Here is an 18,344-nt window from a genome sequence, read left to right on the forward strand (position 1 = left end):
CATGAGCGAGCAAGCCACCGTCACCCTGACCCGCCAGTCCGGCTACCAGTTTCTGGTCGATTTCGGTCCCGCCATCGCGCAGCTGGCGGTGGACGAGCCGCCGCCGCTGGGGGGCGCGGCCGGCCCTGCGCCCGACCACCTGCTGCTGGCCGCCGTGGCCAACTGCCTGAGCGCCAGCCTGGTGTTCGCGCTGCAGAAATACAAGCAGGACCCCGGTCCGCTGAAAGCCACGGCCACCGCCACCACCGGCCGGAATGCGGCCAACCGCCTGCGCATCACCGACATCACGGTGCAGCTGGAGCTGGGGCGCCCCGCCGCCGAGCTGGAGCACCTGGACCGTGTGCTGGCTCAGTTCGAGGAGTTCTGCACCGTGTCGATGAGCGTGCGCCAGGGCATTGCGATCAACGTGCAGGTGCAAGACGGTGCCGGAGCCCGCCTCAAGGGCTGATGCGCGCGGGAATGTCGCCGGACCTTGATCCGGGACACGGCGGGCGCGTTCCATTGCCGCTACAGTGAAAGTTTCACGCCAACCACCACCCCCTGCCCGGGCAACACCGCATGCGACTCACTCACTGGACCGACTACAGCCTGCGGGTGCTGATGTATTGCGCCGCCTGCGAGGGGCGCGAGCATCCGCCCACGGTCAACGAGATCGCCGAGGCACACGGCATTTCCCGCAGCCACCTCACCAAGATCGTGATGATCCTGGCGTCGTTTGGCTGGCTGGCCACCACGCGGGGTCGCGGCGGCGGTCTGCGCTTGCTCAAGCCTGCCGGGGAACTGACCCTGGGCGAGGTCGTGCGTCAGACCGAAACCGACATGACCCTGGTGGAGTGTTTCGATCGCAAGACCAACACCTGCCGCCTGGATGGCTACTGCCGGCTCAAGGACGTCCTGTACAAGGCGACGCAGGGGTTCTTCGACGTGCTCGATGGCATCACGCTGGCCGATCTGCTGGCGCCCGTGGCGACGGGCAAGGCGCAGGCGGGGCAGATGCCGCACCTGATTCCCATCCAGCTGGCCTCGCTGAAGATGCCCAGGACAGCGCCGGTTCCGGCGACCAAAGCCGCGCCCGCCAGGCGGCCATCGGCCGCGCGCAAGCCGGGCAAAGCCCAGGCCGACTGACGCCGAAGGGCGTTGCCTCAGTGCCACCGCCCGGTGGTGCTGACGCGGGCGTCGGCGTCGACGATCAGGCTGTCCACGTCGCGCAGGGGTGACAGCAGGTGCCGGCCTGTGGCGGCGCCCGCCACCATGATCGCGGCGCCCAGGCCGTTGACCGGGTCGGGCTGGCGCGACACCGTGACCACGCCCCGCACGCCGCGGCTGGGCATGCCCGTGCGCGGGTCCAGCACGTGGTGGTAACGGCGGCCGTCGCGCACGAAGCAGCGCTCGTAGTCGCCGGACGAGGCCACACACCCGTCGCGCACCTGCACCGTGTGGATCAGCCGCTCGGGCGAACGCGGGTCACGGATGCCCACGCGCCAGTCCTGGCCCAGGAGCTGGCCGCGCGTGAGCACATCGCCCCCGCCATTGACCATGGCGTGGCGCACGCCGTGCTGTCCGAGCACGCGCAGACCCGCCTGCAGGATGGGCAGTTTGGCCACGCCCCCCAGGTCGATGCGCATGCCCGGGCGTCCCAGGCCGGCCTGGCCGGTCGCGGGGTGCACCAACACGTCGCGGAAGTTCACCAGCCGGCGTTCGCGGCGCAGGTCTTGCGGCGCGGGCACGTGGGCGTCCTGCGGGTCGAAGGACCAGCCGTGGTACGCCCCCACCGTGATGTCGAAGGCGCCCTCGCTGAGCCGGGACAGCTCGGCGGCCCGCTGCAGCACCGCGAGCAGTTCGGGCGGTGCCATCACCAGGCCCTGGCCCGCGCGGCGGTGCATCGCGCTCACCAGGCTGTCGGCGCGGTGGCGGCTCATCATGCGTTCCAGGCGCTGCATTTCCGCGAAGGCCGCCTGCACGGCCGCCGCCGTGGCGCCCGGGCCGTCGCCCTGCGCCACGATGTCCACCCGCGTGCCCATCAACACGCGGGTGGCGCGGTGGACGTCGGGGCTGGCCAGCGCAGGGCGCATGCCCAGGCCGGCGACGAGCAGGCCGCCCAGCCCGGCCAGGCACTGACGGCGTTGGAGCAGGTGTGTCATGGTGGGGCCGGGTGGGTTCAGAGCGACTGGGCGACCATGTAGTCCACGGCGGCCTTCAGCTCGTCGTCGGTGAGGGCGTTGCCGCCGCCGCGGGGGGGCATCATGCCCTTGGCACCGGTGAAGCCTTCGACGGCGTGCTTGTAGAGCGTGTCCTTGCCTTGCGCGATGCGCGGGCCCCAGTCGGCCTTGTCGCCGGGCTTGGGGGCACCGGCCACGTTGGCGGCGTGGCACATGGAGCACACCGAGCCATAGACCTTCTTGCCCACGGCGTTCTCGGCCGCGGGGGCGGGTGCCGCAGCGACGGCGGCCACCGGGGCCGGAGCCGAGGCCGCCGGCGCCGCGGCGCCGGCGGCGGGCTTGTCGCCGCAGGCCATCAGGGCGGCGCTGCAGCCCAGGATCAGGAGAAGCTTCTTGGCGTTCATGGGGAGTCCTTGAATGAAGTGGTGAGTGGGGTGATCTGGATTTTAATATTCATACTACATGAATAATTAAACCGACCCTTGATGGACATCAAAGGAGGCCGGGCTTCAGCCGTGGGTGTGCGGGGCGAGCCGCTGCAGCGACGCGGGCAGGCCCTGGCGCAAGCGCGCGGCCGCGAACCACTCGCCGCCTTCCCGGGTGGCGAAGGCTCGCGCGCGCTCAACGGTGGCGAACGCGGGCAGGTTGCCCGTTCGCATCGGGCCCATCAGCCGGGACCCGTGCACGTACCAGGCCCGCTCGGCGGGCACCCAGGCGCCGGTGTCCAGATCGGTGACGTGGCTGGCCACGATGCGGTCGGCGCTCTGGCCGGCCGTGTAGCGCGGGACCCGCTGCAAGTACAGGAACAGACTCAGCGGCGAGTCCAGGTACTGCACGTCGCCATTGCGGAAGATGACCTGCGCCGCCCAGCGGGGCTGGCGCGCCGGGAACATGCCGCAGACCGGGCAGCGGGCCTCGGGTGGCACCTCGCGCGCCGCCTGCAGGGGCAGGCCCGAGGCGGGGTCGTGGGAGAAGGTGGGCGCGGTCAGGCACACGTCGCCGGGCCGCGCCGCGTTCGCGCGGACGGGCGCCGTGGCACCCCGAACCGCCCGCCAGCCCAGGCCGGCGAACACGGTCGTGCCGCCCAGCAGCGACAGACCGATGGCGGTGCGGCGCGATGGCATCACATGCGGGTGTCGTGCAGCGCACCGCCGCTCAGGTCCACCATGTCGGGCTTGAGTTCGGCGTAGCGCAGCAGGCGGCCACCGTGCTGCTGCACGAAGGCCTGCGCCGTGGCTTCGGTGGCGAAGCTCACGGCCGTGGGCCCCATGGAGCCGCGGCGCTGGCTGCCCAGCACGTAGAGCGCCTGGCGCGCGTCGATCCAGTGCCCGCGGGGCTGCTCCCAGTCGGCCAGGGCCATGTCCTGCACGTGGGCGCTCACCACCGCGCGCACCTGCTCGGGGGCGAGCAGCACCGACAGCAGCTCCACCGAATCGCAGAACCACTGCACCTCGGGCACGCCGGCGTAGCGGATCTGGCCCTTGGGACCGGGGTAGTCGGCCAACTGCATGCCGTCGAGCGAACAGCTGGACTGGGCGCTGATCTCGGCCGGGGCGCTGGCGCCGGAGGCGGCATCGCCGCCCTGGCCGCAGCCCAGCAGGCCGAGGGTGGCCAGGCCGGCGCAGCCGCACAGCAGGCGGCGGCGGTTCAGGGTGATGTGGGAAGGGGTGTTCATGGTCGGAATCTCCAGGAAGCCAGGGCAAGGGGTGCGACGATCCAGGCCAGCATGGCGCTGGCGAGCCAGCCCACCTGGCTGAGGGCCGGGGGCAGGATGCTGGCCAGGCCATACAGGCGCTGCACGTCGTCGAGCGAAAACACGTTGAGGATGCGGAAGATGTCGGCCGGGTTCAGCAGCAGCAGGTAGGCGAAGGCCTGGCCGGCGAACTGGCCGCCGGTGGCCACGAGCAGGCCCAGCAGCAGCAGGTCGAACACCAGCACCATCGCGAACCACAGCGCGATGGCCAGGCCCGAGGCGCGGGTGCGGTCGCGGGCCAGCGCCGACAGCAGCACCGCCAGGCTCAGGAACGCCAGCCCCAGCAGCACCGAACTGATCACGAAGCCGGCGTAGTGGTACAGGCCGGCCCAGCTGAAGCGCTGGTACAGCAGCAGGGCCACCAGCGCAAAGCCCGAGACGGTGGACAGCGTCAGCGCACCTGCGAGCCCGAGGTACTTGCCCAGCAGCAGTTCGAGCCGCGTGATGGGCAGGGCCAGCAGCAGGTCGAGCGAGCCGCGCTCGCGCTCGCCGACGATGGCATCGAAGCCGAGCAGCAGCGCGATCAGCGGGATCAGGTAGATCACCAGGCTGACCAGGCTGGCGATGGTGAGCTCGATCGAGCGCGGGCCGATCTGGCCCTGCGCGGCCGAGCCGAAGTAGGTGATGAGCAGCGAGAACACCGTGAAGACCACGGCCACCGCCAGCACCCAGCGGTTGCGCAGCCGGTCGCGGAATTCCTTGGCGGCCACGGCCTGCACCTGACGCCATTGCAGTGAAACGTTCATGGTGCCTCCCTCAGGCCGAAGTACACGTCCTCCAGCGAGGGCTCGTGGATCTGCAGATCGCTCAGGCCCGCACCGGCCAGCCAGGCGAGTACCCGCATCTTGTGCTCGCGGGGGCAGCGCAGTTCCAGCAGACCGGGTTCGCGCTGCTGCAGCGCGATCTCGGCACCGGCCAGTTGCCCGGGCCGCTCGGTGGCCAGGGCCTGCAGCCGGTCCGGCGCGGCGCGCAGCTGGAAGACCAGGGGCATGCGCGAGCGCTCGCGCAGCGCCTGCACCGAGCCCTGCGCGCACACGCGGCCGTTGCTGAGCATGGCCAGGGCATCGACGCGCTGCTGCAGCTCGGCCAGGATGTGCGAGCTGATGACCAGGGTCACGCCCTGCGAGCGCAGCAGGTCGAGCTGGTCGTAGAAATCGCGGATCGCCGACGGGTCCAGGCCGGTGGTGGGCTCGTCGAGCAACAGCAGTTGCGGGTCGCCCAGCAGGGCCTGGGCAAAACCCAGCCGCTGGCGCATGCCCTTGGAGTACTCGCGCACCGCCCGCCCGCCGGCCCGGGTCAGGCCGACGCGATCCAGCAGGGCGGCGCATTGCGTCTGCGGCGCGCCCTTGAGGCGCGCGAAAAAGCGCAACGTCTCCAGCCCGGTGAGGTTGTCGTACAGCACCAGGTTCTCGGGCAGGTAGCCCAGGGCGCGCCGCGTGGTGCGGAAGTCGGGGCCGTTCACCGCGCAGCCGTTGACGCGGATGTGGCCGTGGCTGGGGGTGATGAGGCCGAGCACGAGCTTGAACAGCGTGCTCTTGCCGGCGCCGTTGTGGCCGATCAGGCCGAAGAGCTGGCCGCGTGGCACCCGCAGGCTCACGTTGTCCAGCGCCAGCAGCGGCGCACGCCGGCTGCCGTAGGGTTTGGTGACGCTCTCGAGATGCAGGGCCTCAGCGGAAATGCTTGTCACGCCATGTGCTCCAGTCGGGGTGTTTCGGCGCCATGGCCGGATGGGGGTCGATCACGCTGGGCACGCGCAGCACCGGGAACTGGTGCCCCAGCACGCGCAGGGCCTGCACCGCGGGGCTGCCCAGCAAGAGTTGAATGGAAGGGTGGCGCCACTGCAGGCGGTCCACCAGGTCGTTGGCCTCGTAGGACAGGTCGCCGATGCCGTTGCCGTCGCGGTCCCAGCCCAGGTAGTTGCTCCAGTGATTGCCCTGGCCGGGCGTGGGCTGGCCCCAGGGTTCGTCGCGCGCGCCCACGTAGCGCACCTGCTCCCGGTTGGCGATGAAGTCGTTGCCCACCACCTGGTTGCGCGTGGACCCGGCGGACAGGTGCACTCCGACGCGGTTGTCCATCACCAGGTTGTTGCGCAGCGTCACGTACTCGACGTCGTAGATGAAGAAGCCGCGGTCGTTGCCGGCCACCACGTTGTTTTCGATCACCGAGTCCTGCAGGGTGCGCAGCATGATGCCGTGGTCGGAATTGCCCCAGGTGCGGTTGCCGCGCACCACCTGGTCGCGCACCTCCATCAGGGCCAGACCGCCGCGGTTGTAGAAGCTGTCGTTGTCTTCCCACAGGTTGTGGTACGAGTTCATGTAGTGCGAGCCGTAGCGGCTGTGGTGCAGCCGGTTGCCGCGGAATTCGGCGTTGTGCGACACGTCGACGTACAGCGCGTCGCGCACGAAGCTGATGTCGTTGCCGGTGATGCGCGCGCCCTGCGTGTTGTAGAGCTGGATGCCGTTGCCGCGCTGCGAGGAGTTGAGGTCGCGCAGGCCGGTGATGCGGTTGTGTTCGATGCGCACTTCGTTGGCCTTTTCGATCCACAGGCCGAAGAGGTTGTAGGTCAGGTCGCAACGCCGCACCACGGCCCGGTGCGAACCGGGCTGCACATAGATGCCCGCGTGCTGGCTCTTCAGGCTGGTGCCCGAGTCGCGCACGATCAGGCCTTCGATCAGCACGTCGGGTGAGGCGACGCGGATGGTGTCGCCGCGCTGGCCGCCGCTGAGGGTGGGGCGGTTGATGCCGCGCAGGATCAGGGGCTTGTCGATGCGCAGGTTGACGCTGTAGAAGCCGCGCGCCACTTCCACCACATCGCCAGCGGCGGCCCGCGCCACGGTGGCCTGGATGTCGCCGCCCGGCTCGACCCGCCACACGGCGGACCACGCGGGCAGGGCCAACGCCACCAGCCACACGCCGGCCAGCCGTTGGCGCCAGGATGTGTGGGTCTTCACGCCAGGTGCCCCAGGGTCTTGAGCGCGAGGAACAGCGTCGCGCCGATCAGCAGGTTCTTGAACCCGACGTAGCTGAGCATGTCCATCCCGTTCGCCACGCGGTAGCGCGCATGCCACCAAGGGCCGTCCTTCACGTAGCGCTTGCCCGCCATGCGGATCAGCACCTCGTAGACGCTCCAGCCGAACCACCAGCCGATGATGGCGCTGGCCGACAGCCGCCCGTCGGCCGCCAGCAGCCAGGCCACGCTGGCGGCCAGGGCCAGCGAGAGCCCGGCGAACTGCAGGGCGCGCTGGTGCTTCCAGCCGTCGCGGCTCCAGGGCCACAGGTGGTGCAACACCTCCTGCCACAGGCCTTTGAGGCCCGGGGCGCGGCCGCCGGGCCAGGGCTGGGCGGGCGCGGTGGGCATGCGCGGATCGGGGCCTTGCGCCGCCCGGGCGCCGACGGGCGAGACCGGCTCGATGGGGATGAAGTAACCGTCGCGCCCGATGGGCGTGATGAGCAGGCCGTCGCGCTCGCGGCGCTTGCGCTCCTTGGCCAGCGGCGGGCAGCCTTTCTGGTCGGTGTAGAGCACCATGCAGTCCAGGCAGTGCAGGCATTCGCGGTGGTCGATGCGGCCGTCGGCGTCGATCGCCTGCGCGCCGCAGCCCACGGCGCAGGCCTTGCAGCTGTTGCAGTCCTGCTTGCGCTGCAGGCCGAACCAGCGGAAGGTGCTGGGCATGGCCAGCGAAGCGCCCAGCGGGCAGATGTACTTGCAGTAGGGGCGTTCGATGAACAGCGACAGGCCCAGGATCACCACCACGAACAGACCATAGGGCCAACTGCGGTGGGTGATGCCGACCAGGAAGGTGGTCTTGAAGGGCTCCACCTCGGCCAGCACCTCGGCCAGGCCCATGGAGAACATCGACACCACCAGCAGGCCGAAGAAGATGGCGTACTTCAGCCACTTGAGCCGGTCGTGCCAGACCTGCGGCAGCTGGGTCTGGAAGCGCTTGAGACCGATCACGCGCCCCACCTTGTAGAGGGCTTCGGAGAGCGAGCCGAACGGGCACATCCAGCCGCAGAACAGCCCACGCCCGAACAGAAACACGGTGGCGATGATGAAGACCCAGAAGACGAAGATGAACGGGTCCGACAGGAACAGCGACCAGGTCCACTGGAACAGCAGCGCGTGGAACCAGGTCAGCACCTGGGTGATGGAGGGCTGCGCCATGAGACCGAAGCCAACGAAGCCGATGCTGAGCGCCCAGGCCAAGTACTTGAAGGCGTTGACCGGCCATTTGTTCTTGTGGGTCGAGCGCCGCGTGAGCTTGTCGCGCAGGGCGTAGACCACGGCCACCGCCAGCAGCAGGGCGCTGAAGAGGGCGATCTGAATGGCGCGCGATGTCCAGATGCGCACCCAGGGCGCGTCGGGCTCGGTGACCACCGGGCGCCCGCCTTCGAGCAGATCCGCCGCCAGCCAGTATTTCGATTCGAAATTGGCGAAGCTGCGGTGGCCGGTGGCGCGGTCCACGCGGTTGCCCAGGAAGGCCAGCTTCCAGGGGTAGGCCGCCGAGAACGAGCCGGCCCGGATGACAAAGATCGCCGACTCGCTGAAGGCCGGCGCGCCCGCGGCCTGCAGGCCATAGAGGTTGAGGTAGTCGAGGTCGCGGAAGGTGAACGAATCAGCACCCTGTTTCACCTGGACCCGGTCGTACAGGCCGCCGCGCACAAAGCCGGAGCCCTTGAACGACTCCACGCCCGCGGTGCGCACCACGAAGAGTGCGTGTTCGCCCGGTTGCAGGCGCTCGCGCAGGTTGGCGAAGCTGCGCTCGCCCAGCAGGCTGGTGCCAATGTCGGGGTGGTTGAGGTCGCCGAACCAGAGTTCGATGAAGGGCGCGTCGCCGCGCGGCAGGCCCACCTGTTCGGGCGCGACGCGCAGGGTCTGCACGGCGCCCATCTGAACCAGCTCGGCCCAGCTGTAGCGCTGCTGGCGCGCGACGAAGCGGGCCGGGTCGCGCCGCGTGGGCTCGATGATGCCGACCTGGCGGGCCACGGCCGAGCCCGAGAGCTGCATCACCTGGTTTTGTGCGATCACGGTCACGGTGGCGCCCGAGATGGCGTCCACCCCGAGCACGTTTTGATCGGGGCGAGAGGGCCCCACTTCGATCTGGTCGGCCACCGACTTGCCGAGGTACTGGTGGTTGAAGTCAAGCAGGGCTTTTTCAGGGATGCCCAGCAGCAGGATGGGCTCGGAGTGCTTGAGCACCTTGATGCCCACATAACGGCCCTGCGCGTCCATGCCGATGAGGGTGACCACCGGCTTGCCGGAGTAGGCCGGGATGTCGGTGATGTCGGTCGAGAGCATCACATAGCCCAGCACCGTCTTCTTGCCCGGCTGCTGCGGGTCGGCGTCGCCATAGGCTTCCACATACGGTGGCTGGCCCATGCGTTGAGAAAAGCTCTTGGCGCCCGGAAACACGTCCGCACAGGGCACGAGGGCGCACAGGTCGGGGTTGGTGGCCAGGTCGGCGGGCAGATGGGCTTCGTAGGCCTGCGCCCGTGCGTCGTTGCCGAGCGTGCTCAGCAACAGGGCGGCGGCGGTCAGCGCGGCCGCGAAAAGGCGTGCAATCGACATCGTTGGGTCCAGGGGGCGGGGTCCGATGCCAGCGCCACACGGCGCCGGCATCGGACCCGGCAAGGCAAGACCTCCCCAGCTGGGGAGGGGTGCGAAGGCTTATGCCTCCACGATCATGCGGGTGCGCATCTCCAGGTGCAGCGCGTGGCAGAAGTGCGTGCAGTAGCACCAGAACACGCCCGGCTGGTCGGCGATGAACGTGACCGAGGCCGTCTCCTGCGGGTTGACGATGAAGTTCACGTTGTGGTTGGGGATCGCGAAGCCGTGCGTCAGGTCTTCGATCTTGTCGAGGTTGGTGAGGATCAGCGTGACCTCGTCGCCCTTCTTGACCTTGAACTCGCGCAGGCTGAACGCCGGGGCCTGCGAGGTCATCTTCACCGTGACCTTCTTGCCGTTGCGGAACACGCCGGACTCTTTCGGGTCCTTGATGGCCAGCGGGAATTCGTCGAGCGAATACACCTGCTTGGGCTGGAGCAGCTCGCGTTTGAAGATGATGAAGTCGTGCGGCTCGCCCCGCACCGGGTGGTCGGCCAGCAGCACCATCTTGTCGCCCGAGATGTCGATCAGCTGCTCGTTTTCGGCGTGCAGCGGGCCCACGGGCAGGAAGCGGTCCTTGGAGAACTTGCAACCCACGGCCAGGTACTTGCCGTCGGCGGCCTTGGTCTCGGACTGGCTGGCGTTCAGGTGGCCCGGCTGGTATTGCACGTCGATGCGATCGACCACGTACTTGGCGGCCTTGTCGCCGGCGTGGAACTTGATCGCGGCGTCCACGTTCCATTTCACGACCTGGCTGTCGAGGAACAGCGTGGTGTAGGCGTTGCCGCGGCCGTCAAAGGCGGTGTGCAGCGGGCCCAGGCCGATCTCGACCTCGGCCACGATGGCCGCGTCCAGCTTTTCCAGTTTGCCGTCGAACCAGTCGAGCACCTTGGCGAGCTCGATCACGGTGGCGGTGGGTGAGAGCTTGCCGGCGCAGATGAAGTACTTGCCGTCCGGGCTGGCGTTGACGCCGTGCGGGTTCTTGGGCACGGAGACGTAGGCGGTCAGCGCGGTCTTGGGGTCCTTGTTGGCCTCGTGCGTGCCATCGACCACCGGCACCTTGGAGGTGCCCACGGTCTTGAACTTGCCGGCCTTCACCGCCGCTTCGATGCGGGCGATGTTGAAGAACAGGCAGGCATCGCGCTCGGAGGACATCATGTCCTCGTAGGTGACGCCCATCTCGATGTTGTACTGGTTGGTGGCCGCGAGCTTGCCGTCGTAGGACGTGGCGGTCAGGTCGCAGTTGCCGTCGATCAGCACCTGCCAGCGCACTTCCATGCTCTCGGCGTCCACGCAGGTGAACATCGAGCGGTACTGGGTGCCGTCGTCCACGCCGGTGTTGGGCAGCGGGATGGAGAATTCGGCGCCGCAGAACACCCGCGTGGTGTAGTTGATCGCCGGGTCCACCGGGTCGGCCTTGTCGGGGAAGATGCCGTGGAAGCCCTGGACGTTGGGCAGCTGCGTGATCTTGTCGCAGATGAAGTAGTCCAGGCGGATGCGCGCGATGCGGGCGTTGATCTTGTCGTTGATCCAGGCGTAGCGGCCGTCGTAGTTGCCGTCCTTGTAGGAGGCGTGGGTGTGGTGCGAGTCGCCCACCGTGTAGCGCAGCGAGCCATCGGGCTTGGTGCCCATGATCTTCTTGGACTCGTTGGTGATGCCCCAGCCCACCAGCGCGTCGGGCACGAAGCAGGGGATGCGCATGAGTTCACGGCCCGAGGGCAGGCCGAGCACGCGCATGTCGCCGGTGTGGCCACCGCTCCACAGACCGTAGTAGGTGTCGAGTTCACCGGGTTTGAGGTGTGTGGCGTTGGTGCCGGCGTGTGCGGCATCGGGGGCCGCGGCCGGCGCTGCGGCGGGGGCGTTGGCGGCACCGGATTCTTTGTCGGTGCAGGCTGCGGCGCCCATCGTCAGTCCCGCCAATGCGGCGGTGTTGAGGAAACGTCGGCGACCCCATGCGGTGGTGTCTTTGGAAGGCAAGCTGCTGTCGCTTTTCATGTGTGAACCTCTTGGGTTTGGGTTTGGAAAGTGGGTGGGCCACGCGCGGGGGGCGGCATGGCAGCGGGAGCGGGAGGCACGTGACTGGCTACCCGGGCCGGGAGCGTGAGTGGAGGCAGGCCGACCGCTGGCAGCGTGGCGGTGGGCGGGCTCGGCAGGGCAGCGGGCAGGCAGAGCCAGCAGACGGTGGTGTGCGTGGGCCCCGTGTCGGGGCTGTCATCGGCCTGAACCCACTGGGTGCCGCTGCTGCTGCAGACCTCGGTCATGCCCTGGAGGGTCGGGATCGGCGATGAAAAAACGATTCCCCAGCAGAGCACCAGGCAGAGCAGAAGCCATCGCTGCACTGCGCGTGTGGGTCTCGGGAAATGCGTCATGCGCGGACTATAGGTCCGATATCATGCACATGAAGTGAATATTTAGGTGCGTTTGACCTGCGTCAATGGAATGGCCTCTTGAACCCTGGCGTGCGGTGCCGCAACGACCGCCTTGCCGCACTGTGAGCCTGGCTGCGCTACTTGGGGCGGGGGCGTTTCAACGACGGCTGCACCGCCTGCAGCCGGCCGGCGCGCAGCTCGACCACGGCCTTGGCCACGGCCCGCGCCAGGTTGCGGGCCTCTTCCTGCAGGGCTTCGTCGCGGTCCAGGGCCTCGTGGCTGTTGGCGTAGGGTTCGTAGTAGCCGATGTAGCGGTCCAGCCGGGCCATCACGCCCGCATCGAGAAAGCCCATCCAGTCCAGCCAGTCGCACAGCGAGCGCCGCGCCCCTTCGATGCCGGCCACGTCACCGTGCACCAGCACACCGTAGGCACGGCCGGCCAGGTGCTGCGGGTAGTCCCAGCCCTTCATCTCCAGGGCTTTGGCCTTGGCGGCGTTTTTGCCCGCGGTCGCGGTGGGGTCCGGGTTGCCGCCATCGGCACACACCATGCGGTCCATCATCAGCTTGAGCGGGCTCGGGCTCTGGTACCAGTAGACCGGGGTGACGATGAGCACGGCGTGCGCCGCGGTCCAGCGCTCGTAGATTTCGGCCATCCAGTCGTTGGTCTGGTTCAGCGCGTGGTTGGGGTAACAGCTGCAGGGCCAGTGGCACAGCGGCATGGCCGTGGACAGGCAACCCTTGCAGGGGTGGATCTTCAGGCCGTACTCGGAGGTGAGCAGGCTCAGGTCCAGCACATCGGTCTGCAGGTCCAGCGGCTCCAGCACCTCCCGGGCGATTTCCATCAGTCGAAAGCTTTTGGAGATTTCACCTGGGCAGGTGCCGTCGTTGCGCGCCGAGCCGCAGACCAGCAGCACGCGTGAAGTCGTTGCAGGGTCGGCCCACAGCAATTGAGCGGCGTCCAGCCGTTTTTTGGTGGCGACCCATTCGTCGGACAGCAGGTAGTCCGGGTTGGCGTAACCGTCGCCGGCCTTGTGGGTGAACGGCGCCTTGCGGCCTTCGCTGAAGGCGGCCCAGGCGATGGCTTCCAGGCGGGCAATCGAGGTCTCTTCCGCGCGGAACGCCGGGTCCTTGAAGGAGGCCCGGAAGCGCTCGGTGAACTGCGCCCGTGCCAAAGGGGCGGGCGCCTGCCCCTTGCGAATCTGGATCATGGTGGGTCCCTTGGCGGCAAGTGCCGAGGGGTTCAATCTGGGCGCATGGACCGTCGGTGTCTGTGCGATGCCGCACAGATCGCCGGCAGGCCCGCCGTGCCGCGTCAGCGGGGCCGTGTCAGGCCGGGGCCCACCACCAGCCCGCCATCTTCATGCCGAGCACCGTGAGCATCAGCGAGCCCAGCAGGTGCAGGCCCGCGGTGCCGATGGCCAGCAGGTAGCGCGCGTGCTGCAGCATGCCGACCACCTCGACCGAGAAGGTGGAGAAGGTGGTGAGCGCGCCCAGAAATCCGGTGATGGCGGCCAGCCGCCAGGCCGGGTCCAGCTGCGTCTGGCTGTGGAAGAACACCACCGCCACGCCCACCAGCCAGGCGCCGATCCAGTTGGCTGCCAGCGTGCCCCAGGGCAGCACGGCGTGCCCCTGGTTGAGCCACAGGCTCAGCTGCCAGCGCGAGAGCGCGCCGACGCTGGCGCCGAGGCTGATGGCGATCACTTGCAGCATGGGTATTCGCTGGTCCGGTGGTGGTCGCTATCGTGCCCAGCGCACACCGTGGAACCGGCTTGGCCGGGCCACGGGTGTGGTCCCCCTGGGGGGAAGGCGCGCAGCGACGCAGGGGGGTGCATGTTTCAGAACGGTGGATCGTCGTCGCCGACGGCGGTGACGGCCTCCTGCTTGGGTTTGGCCGGTGCCGCGGCCGGGGCGTCGGGCATCGCCATGCCGGGCACGATCTCGCCGCCCAGGGCCTCGATCAGTTCGGGGATCAGCTTGTTCAGCTCGCCGGTGCTCAGCGCCACGTCGGTGTCGAAGCCGCTGTCGCCGTCGTCGGCGCGGTCGTCGAACACGCCTTCGAGGAACGCGAGCTTCTTGAGCTGCATGGACTCGGTGAGCACGAAGCCGATGCGGCCCTCCCAGCTCATGGCCAGGCGCGTGGGCAGCTTGCCCTCGGTGATGTGCTTGCGCACCTCGTCGGTGGCGAGGTTGTGGCGGGTGAACTTCACGACGCTCTTCTCTTCGTCGCCCGACTTCAGCTCGCACTCGCGCTCGACCGAGAAGCCGCCGGGGGCGCCACCTTCGTCTTCGTCCGACACCGGTGCCGAGAGCCACGAGGTCATGGCGGTCTGCGGCGTCACGGCGGTCTGCAACAGGGTGAGGGACAGGTCGTTGAACACGTTGACCAGGGCGGTCACCAGCTCGTCGGCCTTGCCCTGGCTGCTGGCGTCGGTGACCAGCAGGCCGTTGGCCAGGTCGATCCAGACCCACACGGCCATGCGGCGCGGAAAGGCCTGCGGCAGCAGGGAGAGCAGCGCGTCTTCGCGCAGTTCTTTCATCTGCTTCTTGCCGGGCTTGCGGCCGGTGGTGGCCTCGATGTGCTCGGCTTCTTCGTCCGCCTTCTCGCGCACGACCGAGCCGGGCACGGCCTTGCTCTCGATCATCAGTTTGAGGATGCGCTGCCCGGCCACGGACTCGGCCAAGGGGCCATTCGCCTCGCCGCGCGGCTCGACCCAGCCCACGGCCTTGTCCTGCGTGGCACCGCAGGGCACAAAACGGGCCGCGTCGAGCGCGGCTTCCATGGCTTCCAGCGTCGCGCCCCAGCCGGGCGCGATGCGGTAGATCGTTACATTCTTGAACACGGAATTCCTTGGGTTGTGCCGGTGCGTTTTGGACCGGCGCCCCCTCCCGTCAGCGGGAGAGGGTTGGGGTGAGGGGCTTTGATGATACCCAGCCCAACCCCGGGGTTCAGACCAGCGCGGGCAGCGGTGCGAGCCGGTAGCCCGCCGCCTCCAGCGCCTGCCGGATCTGCTGTGCCGAGGCCACGGCGTCGGGCCCGTCGCCGTGCACGCAGATGCTGTGAATGGGGGTCGGCAGGTGCTGGCCGTCGGCGGTGACGATGCCGCCGGCGTCGAGCATGCGCAGCACGTGCTGCACGCAGGCCTGGGCGTCGTGCAGCACGGCGCCGGGCTGCGAGCGCGGCGTGAGCTGGCCGTCGGCCTGGTAGCTGCGGTCGGCGAATACCTCGCGGCCCACGCGCAGGCCCGCCGCCTCGCCGGCCGCTTCCAGCGCCGAGAGGGCGGGCGCGAGCAGGATGAGCTCTTGGTCCAGCGCCCGCACGGCGCGCGCCACGGTGGCGGCCACTTCGGCGTCGGCGCAGGCGATGTTGTTGAGCGCGCCGTGCGGCTTGACGTGCGTGACACTGCCGCCTTCAGCCGCGGCCATGGCCTGCAGCGCGCCCACCTGGTAGAGGATGGTGGCTTCGAGTTCTTTGGCCGACAGCTGCATGGCGCGGCGGCCGAAGCCCTGCAGGTCGGGGAAGGCCGGGTGCGCGCCCAGGCTCACGCCGTTGGCCAGCGCGAGGCGCACGGTCTCGCGCATCACGACCGGGTCGCCCGCGTGAAAACCGCAGGCGATGTTGGCGCTGCCAATCACCTGCAGCAGCGCCGTGTCGTCGCCCATGCGCCAGGCGCCGAAGCTTTCGCCGAGGTCGGCGTTGAGGTTGATGGTGGGTTGGGTCATGGTCAAGCCTCCTGCCGAGCCGCCTCAAAGGAGGCTTGTGCCACCTTGGGGGGTCGTGAGAACACGAAGTGTCGAACGTGGGGGTGCATGGTGTGCTCCTGGTCAGGGGTCGGCGCGCAGCATGCCGTCGATCAGATTGGACGTGTACAGCGCGGTTTCGTCCACCGTACCGGGCGGCAGGTAGGTCTCGCGCGCGTTGAGCCAGCGTTGCCAGCGCGCGCGTTCGTCGTTCAGCACGCGCTGGGCCTGCTCGAGGTCCACCGCTTCGAATCGCACGCGGGTGCCGGGACGCAGGTGCGCGAGCCGCGGCAGGTCGGCGCTGATCACGGTGGCGATCTTGGGGTAGCCGCCCACGGTCTGGCCGTCGGCGAGCAGCACGATGGGCTGGCCGTTGGCGGGCACCTGGATCGCGCCGGGTGTGACGCCGTCGGACACGATGTCCGCCGCCGCAGCGTTGACGTGCGCCAGCGCCTCGCCCAAAAACCGCAGGCCCATGCGGTCCTGCGCGGCGGTGGCTTCCCAGTCTTGGCCCAGGAACTGGGCGATGGCGTCGGGGCTGAAGTGGTCTTGTTGCGGCCCGAGCAGCACGCGCACCGGGCCCTCGCTGGCCGTCCACGGCGAACGGCAACGCCACTCCCTCGGGTCGGCATGGCCCCAGGCGCCACAGGGCAGCGGATCGCCCGGTCGGAAGGCGCGGCCCAGCACGCCGGCCAGGCCCGCGCGCCAGTAGCTGGAGCGGCTGCTGAGCTGGGGTTCGACCAGCAACCCGCCGGCCACGGCGAGGTAGGCACAACCGCTCTCGGCCGTGCCGAGCAGCAGCTGGTCGCCCTCGCGCAAGGTGGCGCTGTGCCAGGCGGGCAGGGGGCTGCGGCCGCCGTCGGCCCGCAGGCAGGTGGCGACGATGCGGCCCGCCAGCGCCACACGCACCGGTCCGGCCTTCACGCGCAGCACCGTGCCCGTGCCGCGCAGCTCCAGCACGGCGGCGTCCGCGGGGTTGCCGAGCAGGGCGTTGGCCGCGCGGGCCAGCGGTCCGTCGAGCCAGCCCGAGAGCGGCATGCCGTGGTGCCGGTGGCCCGCGCGGCCACCGTCCTGCACGGTGGTGCCGATGCCGGGTTGAACGATCTCCAGAAGTCCGTTCACGGGGAAACCTTCGTCCAGCGGACTGCTTGGCGAGCTGGGCTCATTGTTCGGGCGCCTTCAGAAACGTCTCACGCGGCAGGCCCCGCGCGATGTCGATGGCGAGCCGGTCGTGGGTCGCGCGGTCCACCGCGAAGCAGCGCACGCTGTCGCCGGCTGCGAGCAGGGCCGGCTGCTCGGCGTGGCGCAGGTCGAACAGCACCACCGGCGTGCGGCCCAGCAGATTCCAGCCGCCGGGGCTGTCCCACGGATAGACGGCACACATCTCGCCGGCCACGGCCAGCGACTGCGCGGGCACCTTCTGGCGCGGCGCGGGCAGGCGGGGCATCTGCAGTTCTGGCGGTACGCCGCCCATGTAGGGGAAGCCGGGCTGGAAGCCCAGCATGTAGACCCGGAAGGTCGCGGCGAGCAGGCGCTGGATCACCTCGGCCGGCGACAGCCCCTTGGCTTCGGCCAGGCGCGGCAGGTCGGGCGCGCAGTCGGCGTCGAAGCACACCGGCAGGTGCCAGAGGTGGCCGGGCTGCATGTCCTGATGCCCCTCTTGCGCCAACGCCTGCAGCCGTTCGCCCAGCGCGACCGCATCGACCTCCAGCGGGTCGTAGTGCACCGTGAGCGAGCGGAAGGTGGGCACCACATCGGTGATCGATGCGAGCAGCGGTTCCGCGCCACGCCGCTGCGCCACCCGCTCGGCCAGGCCCATCACGCGGGCGTTGATGGCCGGGTCGATGGCGCTGCCGAACTCCAGCGTCCAGGCGCTGTCGCCGAGGGCGAGCAGGCGGGGGGGCGTGTCAGGACTCATGGGAGGTGATTTGCGACAGGGAGACCAGGGCTCGGCGGCGGCCCCTCACCCCAGCCCTCTCCCCAGAGGGGCGAGGGAGCCAGGCACGAGACGCGCAGCGGCAGAGGCTCCCACATACAGCCGGAGCGCGTGCCCCCACCCAGAGCAGCCGTGGAACCGGCTTTGCCGGGCCACCAGCTGCGTCCCCCTCAGGGGGGAAGACGCGAAGCGGCGCAGGGGGGTCTTCACAGTACCGGGGGTGTTCACAATGACGCCGCGGACCGCGCCGCCTGGTCGTACATGCCCGAGAGCACGCGCAGCAGGCGCGCCAGCTCGCCGATGTCCTTGTTGAGCCCGTCGTCCGCGTGCAGCGCCTGGATCAGGCATTGCTCGCGGATCTCGCGGTAGCGTTGCACGCTGACGCTGCCCGCCTCGGTGGCGGCGTAGGTGACCTCTTTGCCCGACTTGCTGGACACCACCACGCCCAGGCTCACGAGCTTCTTGAGCGAGTAGTTGACGAGGTGGGTGTCCTCGATGTTCATGATGAAACAGATGTCCGAGAGGCGCTTGTCCCGCGCGCGGTGCGAGACGTGGTGCAGCACCAGCACGTCCAGCGGCATCAGGTCTTTCAGGCCGGCGGCCGACATGCAGTGCACCACCCAGCGGTGGAAGGCGTTGCTCGCCACGATCAGGCCGAACTCGAACTCGCTCATCTCCGCGCTCTGGGGCGAGACCAGGTGCGCCGACGACACGATGTGCGAGCCGGGCGCCTTCGCGGCGGGCGTGGATGTTGCTTTGGGTGTCTTGGCCATGGGCGCTCCTTCGA

General features: G+C 69.3%; 18 protein-coding genes. 2 read left to right on the forward strand and 16 right to left on the reverse strand.

All coding sequences use genetic code 11. The features are described 5' to 3' along the window. Position 1: 1 nt before the first annotated feature. Both IV088_RS09890 and IV088_RS09895 read left to right on the forward strand, forming a co-directional pair. Positions 2-448, forward strand: a complete 447-nt coding sequence (locus IV088_RS09890; RefSeq protein WP_291101252.1) for an OsmC family protein — start codon at positions 2-4, stop codon at positions 446-448. A 110-nt stretch (positions 449-558) separates the two neighbouring features. Then, positions 559-1,125 (forward strand): Rrf2 family transcriptional regulator, encoded by a 567-nt coding sequence (locus IV088_RS09895; RefSeq protein WP_291101256.1) that lies wholly within the window; start codon positions 559-561, stop codon positions 1,123-1,125. A gap of 17 nt (positions 1,126-1,142) precedes the next feature. On the opposite strand, the gene IV088_RS09900 is transcribed toward IV088_RS09895, so the two are convergent. The 16 genes from IV088_RS09900 to IV088_RS09975 all read right to left on the reverse strand — a co-directional run bounded on the left by IV088_RS09900 (position 1,143) and on the right by IV088_RS09975 (position 18,330). Further along, complete coding sequence (locus tag IV088_RS09900) at positions 1,143-2,141, reverse strand: FAD:protein FMN transferase (protein WP_291101260.1); 999 nt, start codon at positions 2,139-2,141, stop codon at positions 1,143-1,145. A gap of 17 nt (positions 2,142-2,158) precedes the next feature. After that, on the reverse strand, positions 2,159-2,563 hold the full coding sequence (locus tag IV088_RS09905; RefSeq protein WP_291101263.1) for a c-type cytochrome: 405 nt from the start codon (positions 2,561-2,563) through the stop codon (positions 2,159-2,161). Between the two features lie 105 nt (positions 2,564-2,668). Then, positions 2,669-3,283, reverse strand: coding sequence for a nitrous oxide reductase accessory protein NosL (locus tag IV088_RS09910; RefSeq protein WP_291101265.1), 615 nt, complete (start codon positions 3,281-3,283; stop codon positions 2,669-2,671). After that, positions 3,283-3,834: a nitrous oxide reductase accessory protein NosL gene (locus IV088_RS09915; RefSeq protein ID WP_291101267.1), complete on the reverse strand. Its 552-nt coding sequence runs from the start codon at positions 3,832-3,834 to the stop codon at positions 3,283-3,285. The genes IV088_RS09910 and IV088_RS09915 overlap by 1 nt, the downstream gene beginning before the upstream one ends. Continuing rightward, positions 3,831-4,658, reverse strand: coding sequence for an ABC transporter permease subunit (locus IV088_RS09920; protein WP_291101269.1), 828 nt, complete (start codon positions 4,656-4,658; stop codon positions 3,831-3,833). The genes IV088_RS09915 and IV088_RS09920 overlap by 4 nt, the downstream gene beginning before the upstream one ends. Continuing rightward, positions 4,655-5,575, reverse strand: a complete 921-nt coding sequence (locus IV088_RS09925) for an ABC transporter ATP-binding protein (RefSeq protein WP_291101344.1) — start codon at positions 5,573-5,575, stop codon at positions 4,655-4,657. The genes IV088_RS09920 and IV088_RS09925 overlap by 4 nt, the downstream gene beginning before the upstream one ends. Before the next feature lie 4 nt (positions 5,576-5,579). After that, positions 5,580-6,818 (reverse strand): nitrous oxide reductase family maturation protein NosD, encoded by a 1,239-nt coding sequence (locus tag IV088_RS09930; protein WP_291101347.1) that lies wholly within the window; start codon positions 6,816-6,818, stop codon positions 5,580-5,582. 41 nt (positions 6,819-6,859) lie between these two features. Continuing rightward, the gene (locus IV088_RS09935; RefSeq protein WP_291101271.1) at positions 6,860-9,478 is read right to left on the reverse strand and encodes a NosR/NirI family protein; all 2,619 of its coding nucleotides are present in this window, start codon (positions 9,476-9,478) and stop codon (positions 6,860-6,862) included. Positions 9,479-9,577: 99 nt separating this feature from the next. After that, positions 9,578-11,509, reverse strand: coding sequence for a TAT-dependent nitrous-oxide reductase (gene nosZ, locus IV088_RS09940; protein ID WP_291101274.1), 1,932 nt, complete (start codon positions 11,507-11,509; stop codon positions 9,578-9,580). 511 nt (positions 11,510-12,020) lie between these two features. Further along, the gene (locus IV088_RS09945) at positions 12,021-13,091 is read right to left on the reverse strand and encodes a flavodoxin family protein (protein ID WP_291101277.1); all 1,071 of its coding nucleotides are present in this window, start codon (positions 13,089-13,091) and stop codon (positions 12,021-12,023) included. 118 nt (positions 13,092-13,209) lie between these two features. Then, a complete protein-coding gene (gene crcB / locus IV088_RS09950; RefSeq protein ID WP_291101279.1) occupies positions 13,210-13,593 on the reverse strand; it encodes a fluoride efflux transporter CrcB in 384 nt (127 codons plus the stop codon). 125 nt (positions 13,594-13,718) lie between these two features. Beyond that, entirely contained in the window at positions 13,719-14,723 is a 1,005-nt protein-coding gene (locus tag IV088_RS09955; RefSeq protein WP_291101281.1) for a recombination-associated protein RdgC, read from the reverse strand. A gap of 106 nt (positions 14,724-14,829) precedes the next feature. Continuing rightward, complete coding sequence (locus IV088_RS09960; RefSeq protein WP_291101283.1) at positions 14,830-15,603, reverse strand: LamB/YcsF family protein; 774 nt, start codon at positions 15,601-15,603, stop codon at positions 14,830-14,832. Between the two features lie 102 nt (positions 15,604-15,705). Beyond that, a complete protein-coding gene (locus IV088_RS09965; protein WP_291101286.1) occupies positions 15,706-16,743 on the reverse strand; it encodes a biotin-dependent carboxyltransferase family protein in 1,038 nt (345 codons plus the stop codon). Between the two features lie 40 nt (positions 16,744-16,783). Further along, positions 16,784-17,539: a 5-oxoprolinase subunit PxpB gene (gene pxpB / locus IV088_RS09970; RefSeq protein ID WP_291101289.1), complete on the reverse strand. Its 756-nt coding sequence runs from the start codon at positions 17,537-17,539 to the stop codon at positions 16,784-16,786. 242 nt (positions 17,540-17,781) lie between these two features. Continuing rightward, a complete protein-coding gene (locus IV088_RS09975; protein ID WP_291101292.1) occupies positions 17,782-18,330 on the reverse strand; it encodes a winged helix DNA-binding protein in 549 nt (182 codons plus the stop codon). Positions 18,331-18,344: the final 14 nt, after the last annotated feature.

It is taken from the genome of Hydrogenophaga sp., assembly GCF_018780075.1.
In the GTDB taxonomy this organism is placed as follows: Bacteria; Pseudomonadota; Gammaproteobacteria; order Burkholderiales; family Burkholderiaceae_C; genus Hydrogenophaga.

Excerpts from the sequence above, each read along its gene's own strand:
- IV088_RS09945 (WP_291101277.1), bottom strand. The coding sequence starts at position 13,091 with ATGATCCAGATTCGCAAGGGGCAGGCGCCCGCCCCTTTGGCACGGGCG.
- crcB (WP_291101279.1), bottom strand. The coding sequence starts at position 13,593 with ATGCTGCAAGTGATCGCCATCAGCCTCGGCGCCAGCGTCGGCGCGCTC.
- IV088_RS09890 (WP_291101252.1), top strand. The coding sequence starts at position 2 with ATGAGCGAGCAAGCCACCGTCACCCTGACCCGCCAGTCCGGCTACCAG.
- IV088_RS09895 (WP_291101256.1), top strand. The coding sequence starts at position 559 with ATGCGACTCACTCACTGGACCGACTACAGCCTGCGGGTGCTGATGTAT.
- IV088_RS09915 (WP_291101267.1), bottom strand. The coding sequence starts at position 3,834 with ATGAACACCCCTTCCCACATCACCCTGAACCGCCGCCGCCTGCTGTGC.
- IV088_RS09905 (WP_291101263.1), bottom strand. The coding sequence starts at position 2,563 with ATGAACGCCAAGAAGCTTCTCCTGATCCTGGGCTGCAGCGCCGCCCTG.
- IV088_RS09900 (WP_291101260.1), bottom strand. The coding sequence starts at position 2,141 with ATGACACACCTGCTCCAACGCCGTCAGTGCCTGGCCGGGCTGGGCGGC.
- nosZ (WP_291101274.1), bottom strand. The coding sequence starts at position 11,509 with ATGAAAAGCGACAGCAGCTTGCCTTCCAAAGACACCACCGCATGGGGT.
- pxpB (WP_291101289.1), bottom strand. The coding sequence starts at position 17,539 with ATGAGTCCTGACACGCCCCCCCGCCTGCTCGCCCTCGGCGACAGCGCC.
- IV088_RS09935 (WP_291101271.1), bottom strand. The coding sequence starts at position 9,478 with ATGTCGATTGCACGCCTTTTCGCGGCCGCGCTGACCGCCGCCGCCCTG.
- IV088_RS09975 (WP_291101292.1), bottom strand. The coding sequence starts at position 18,330 with ATGGCCAAGACACCCAAAGCAACATCCACGCCCGCCGCGAAGGCGCCC.
- IV088_RS09920 (WP_291101269.1), bottom strand. The coding sequence starts at position 4,658 with ATGAACGTTTCACTGCAATGGCGTCAGGTGCAGGCCGTGGCCGCCAAG.
- IV088_RS09960 (WP_291101283.1), bottom strand. The coding sequence starts at position 15,603 with ATGACCCAACCCACCATCAACCTCAACGCCGACCTCGGCGAAAGCTTC.
- IV088_RS09910 (WP_291101265.1), bottom strand. The coding sequence starts at position 3,283 with ATGCCATCGCGCCGCACCGCCATCGGTCTGTCGCTGCTGGGCGGCACG.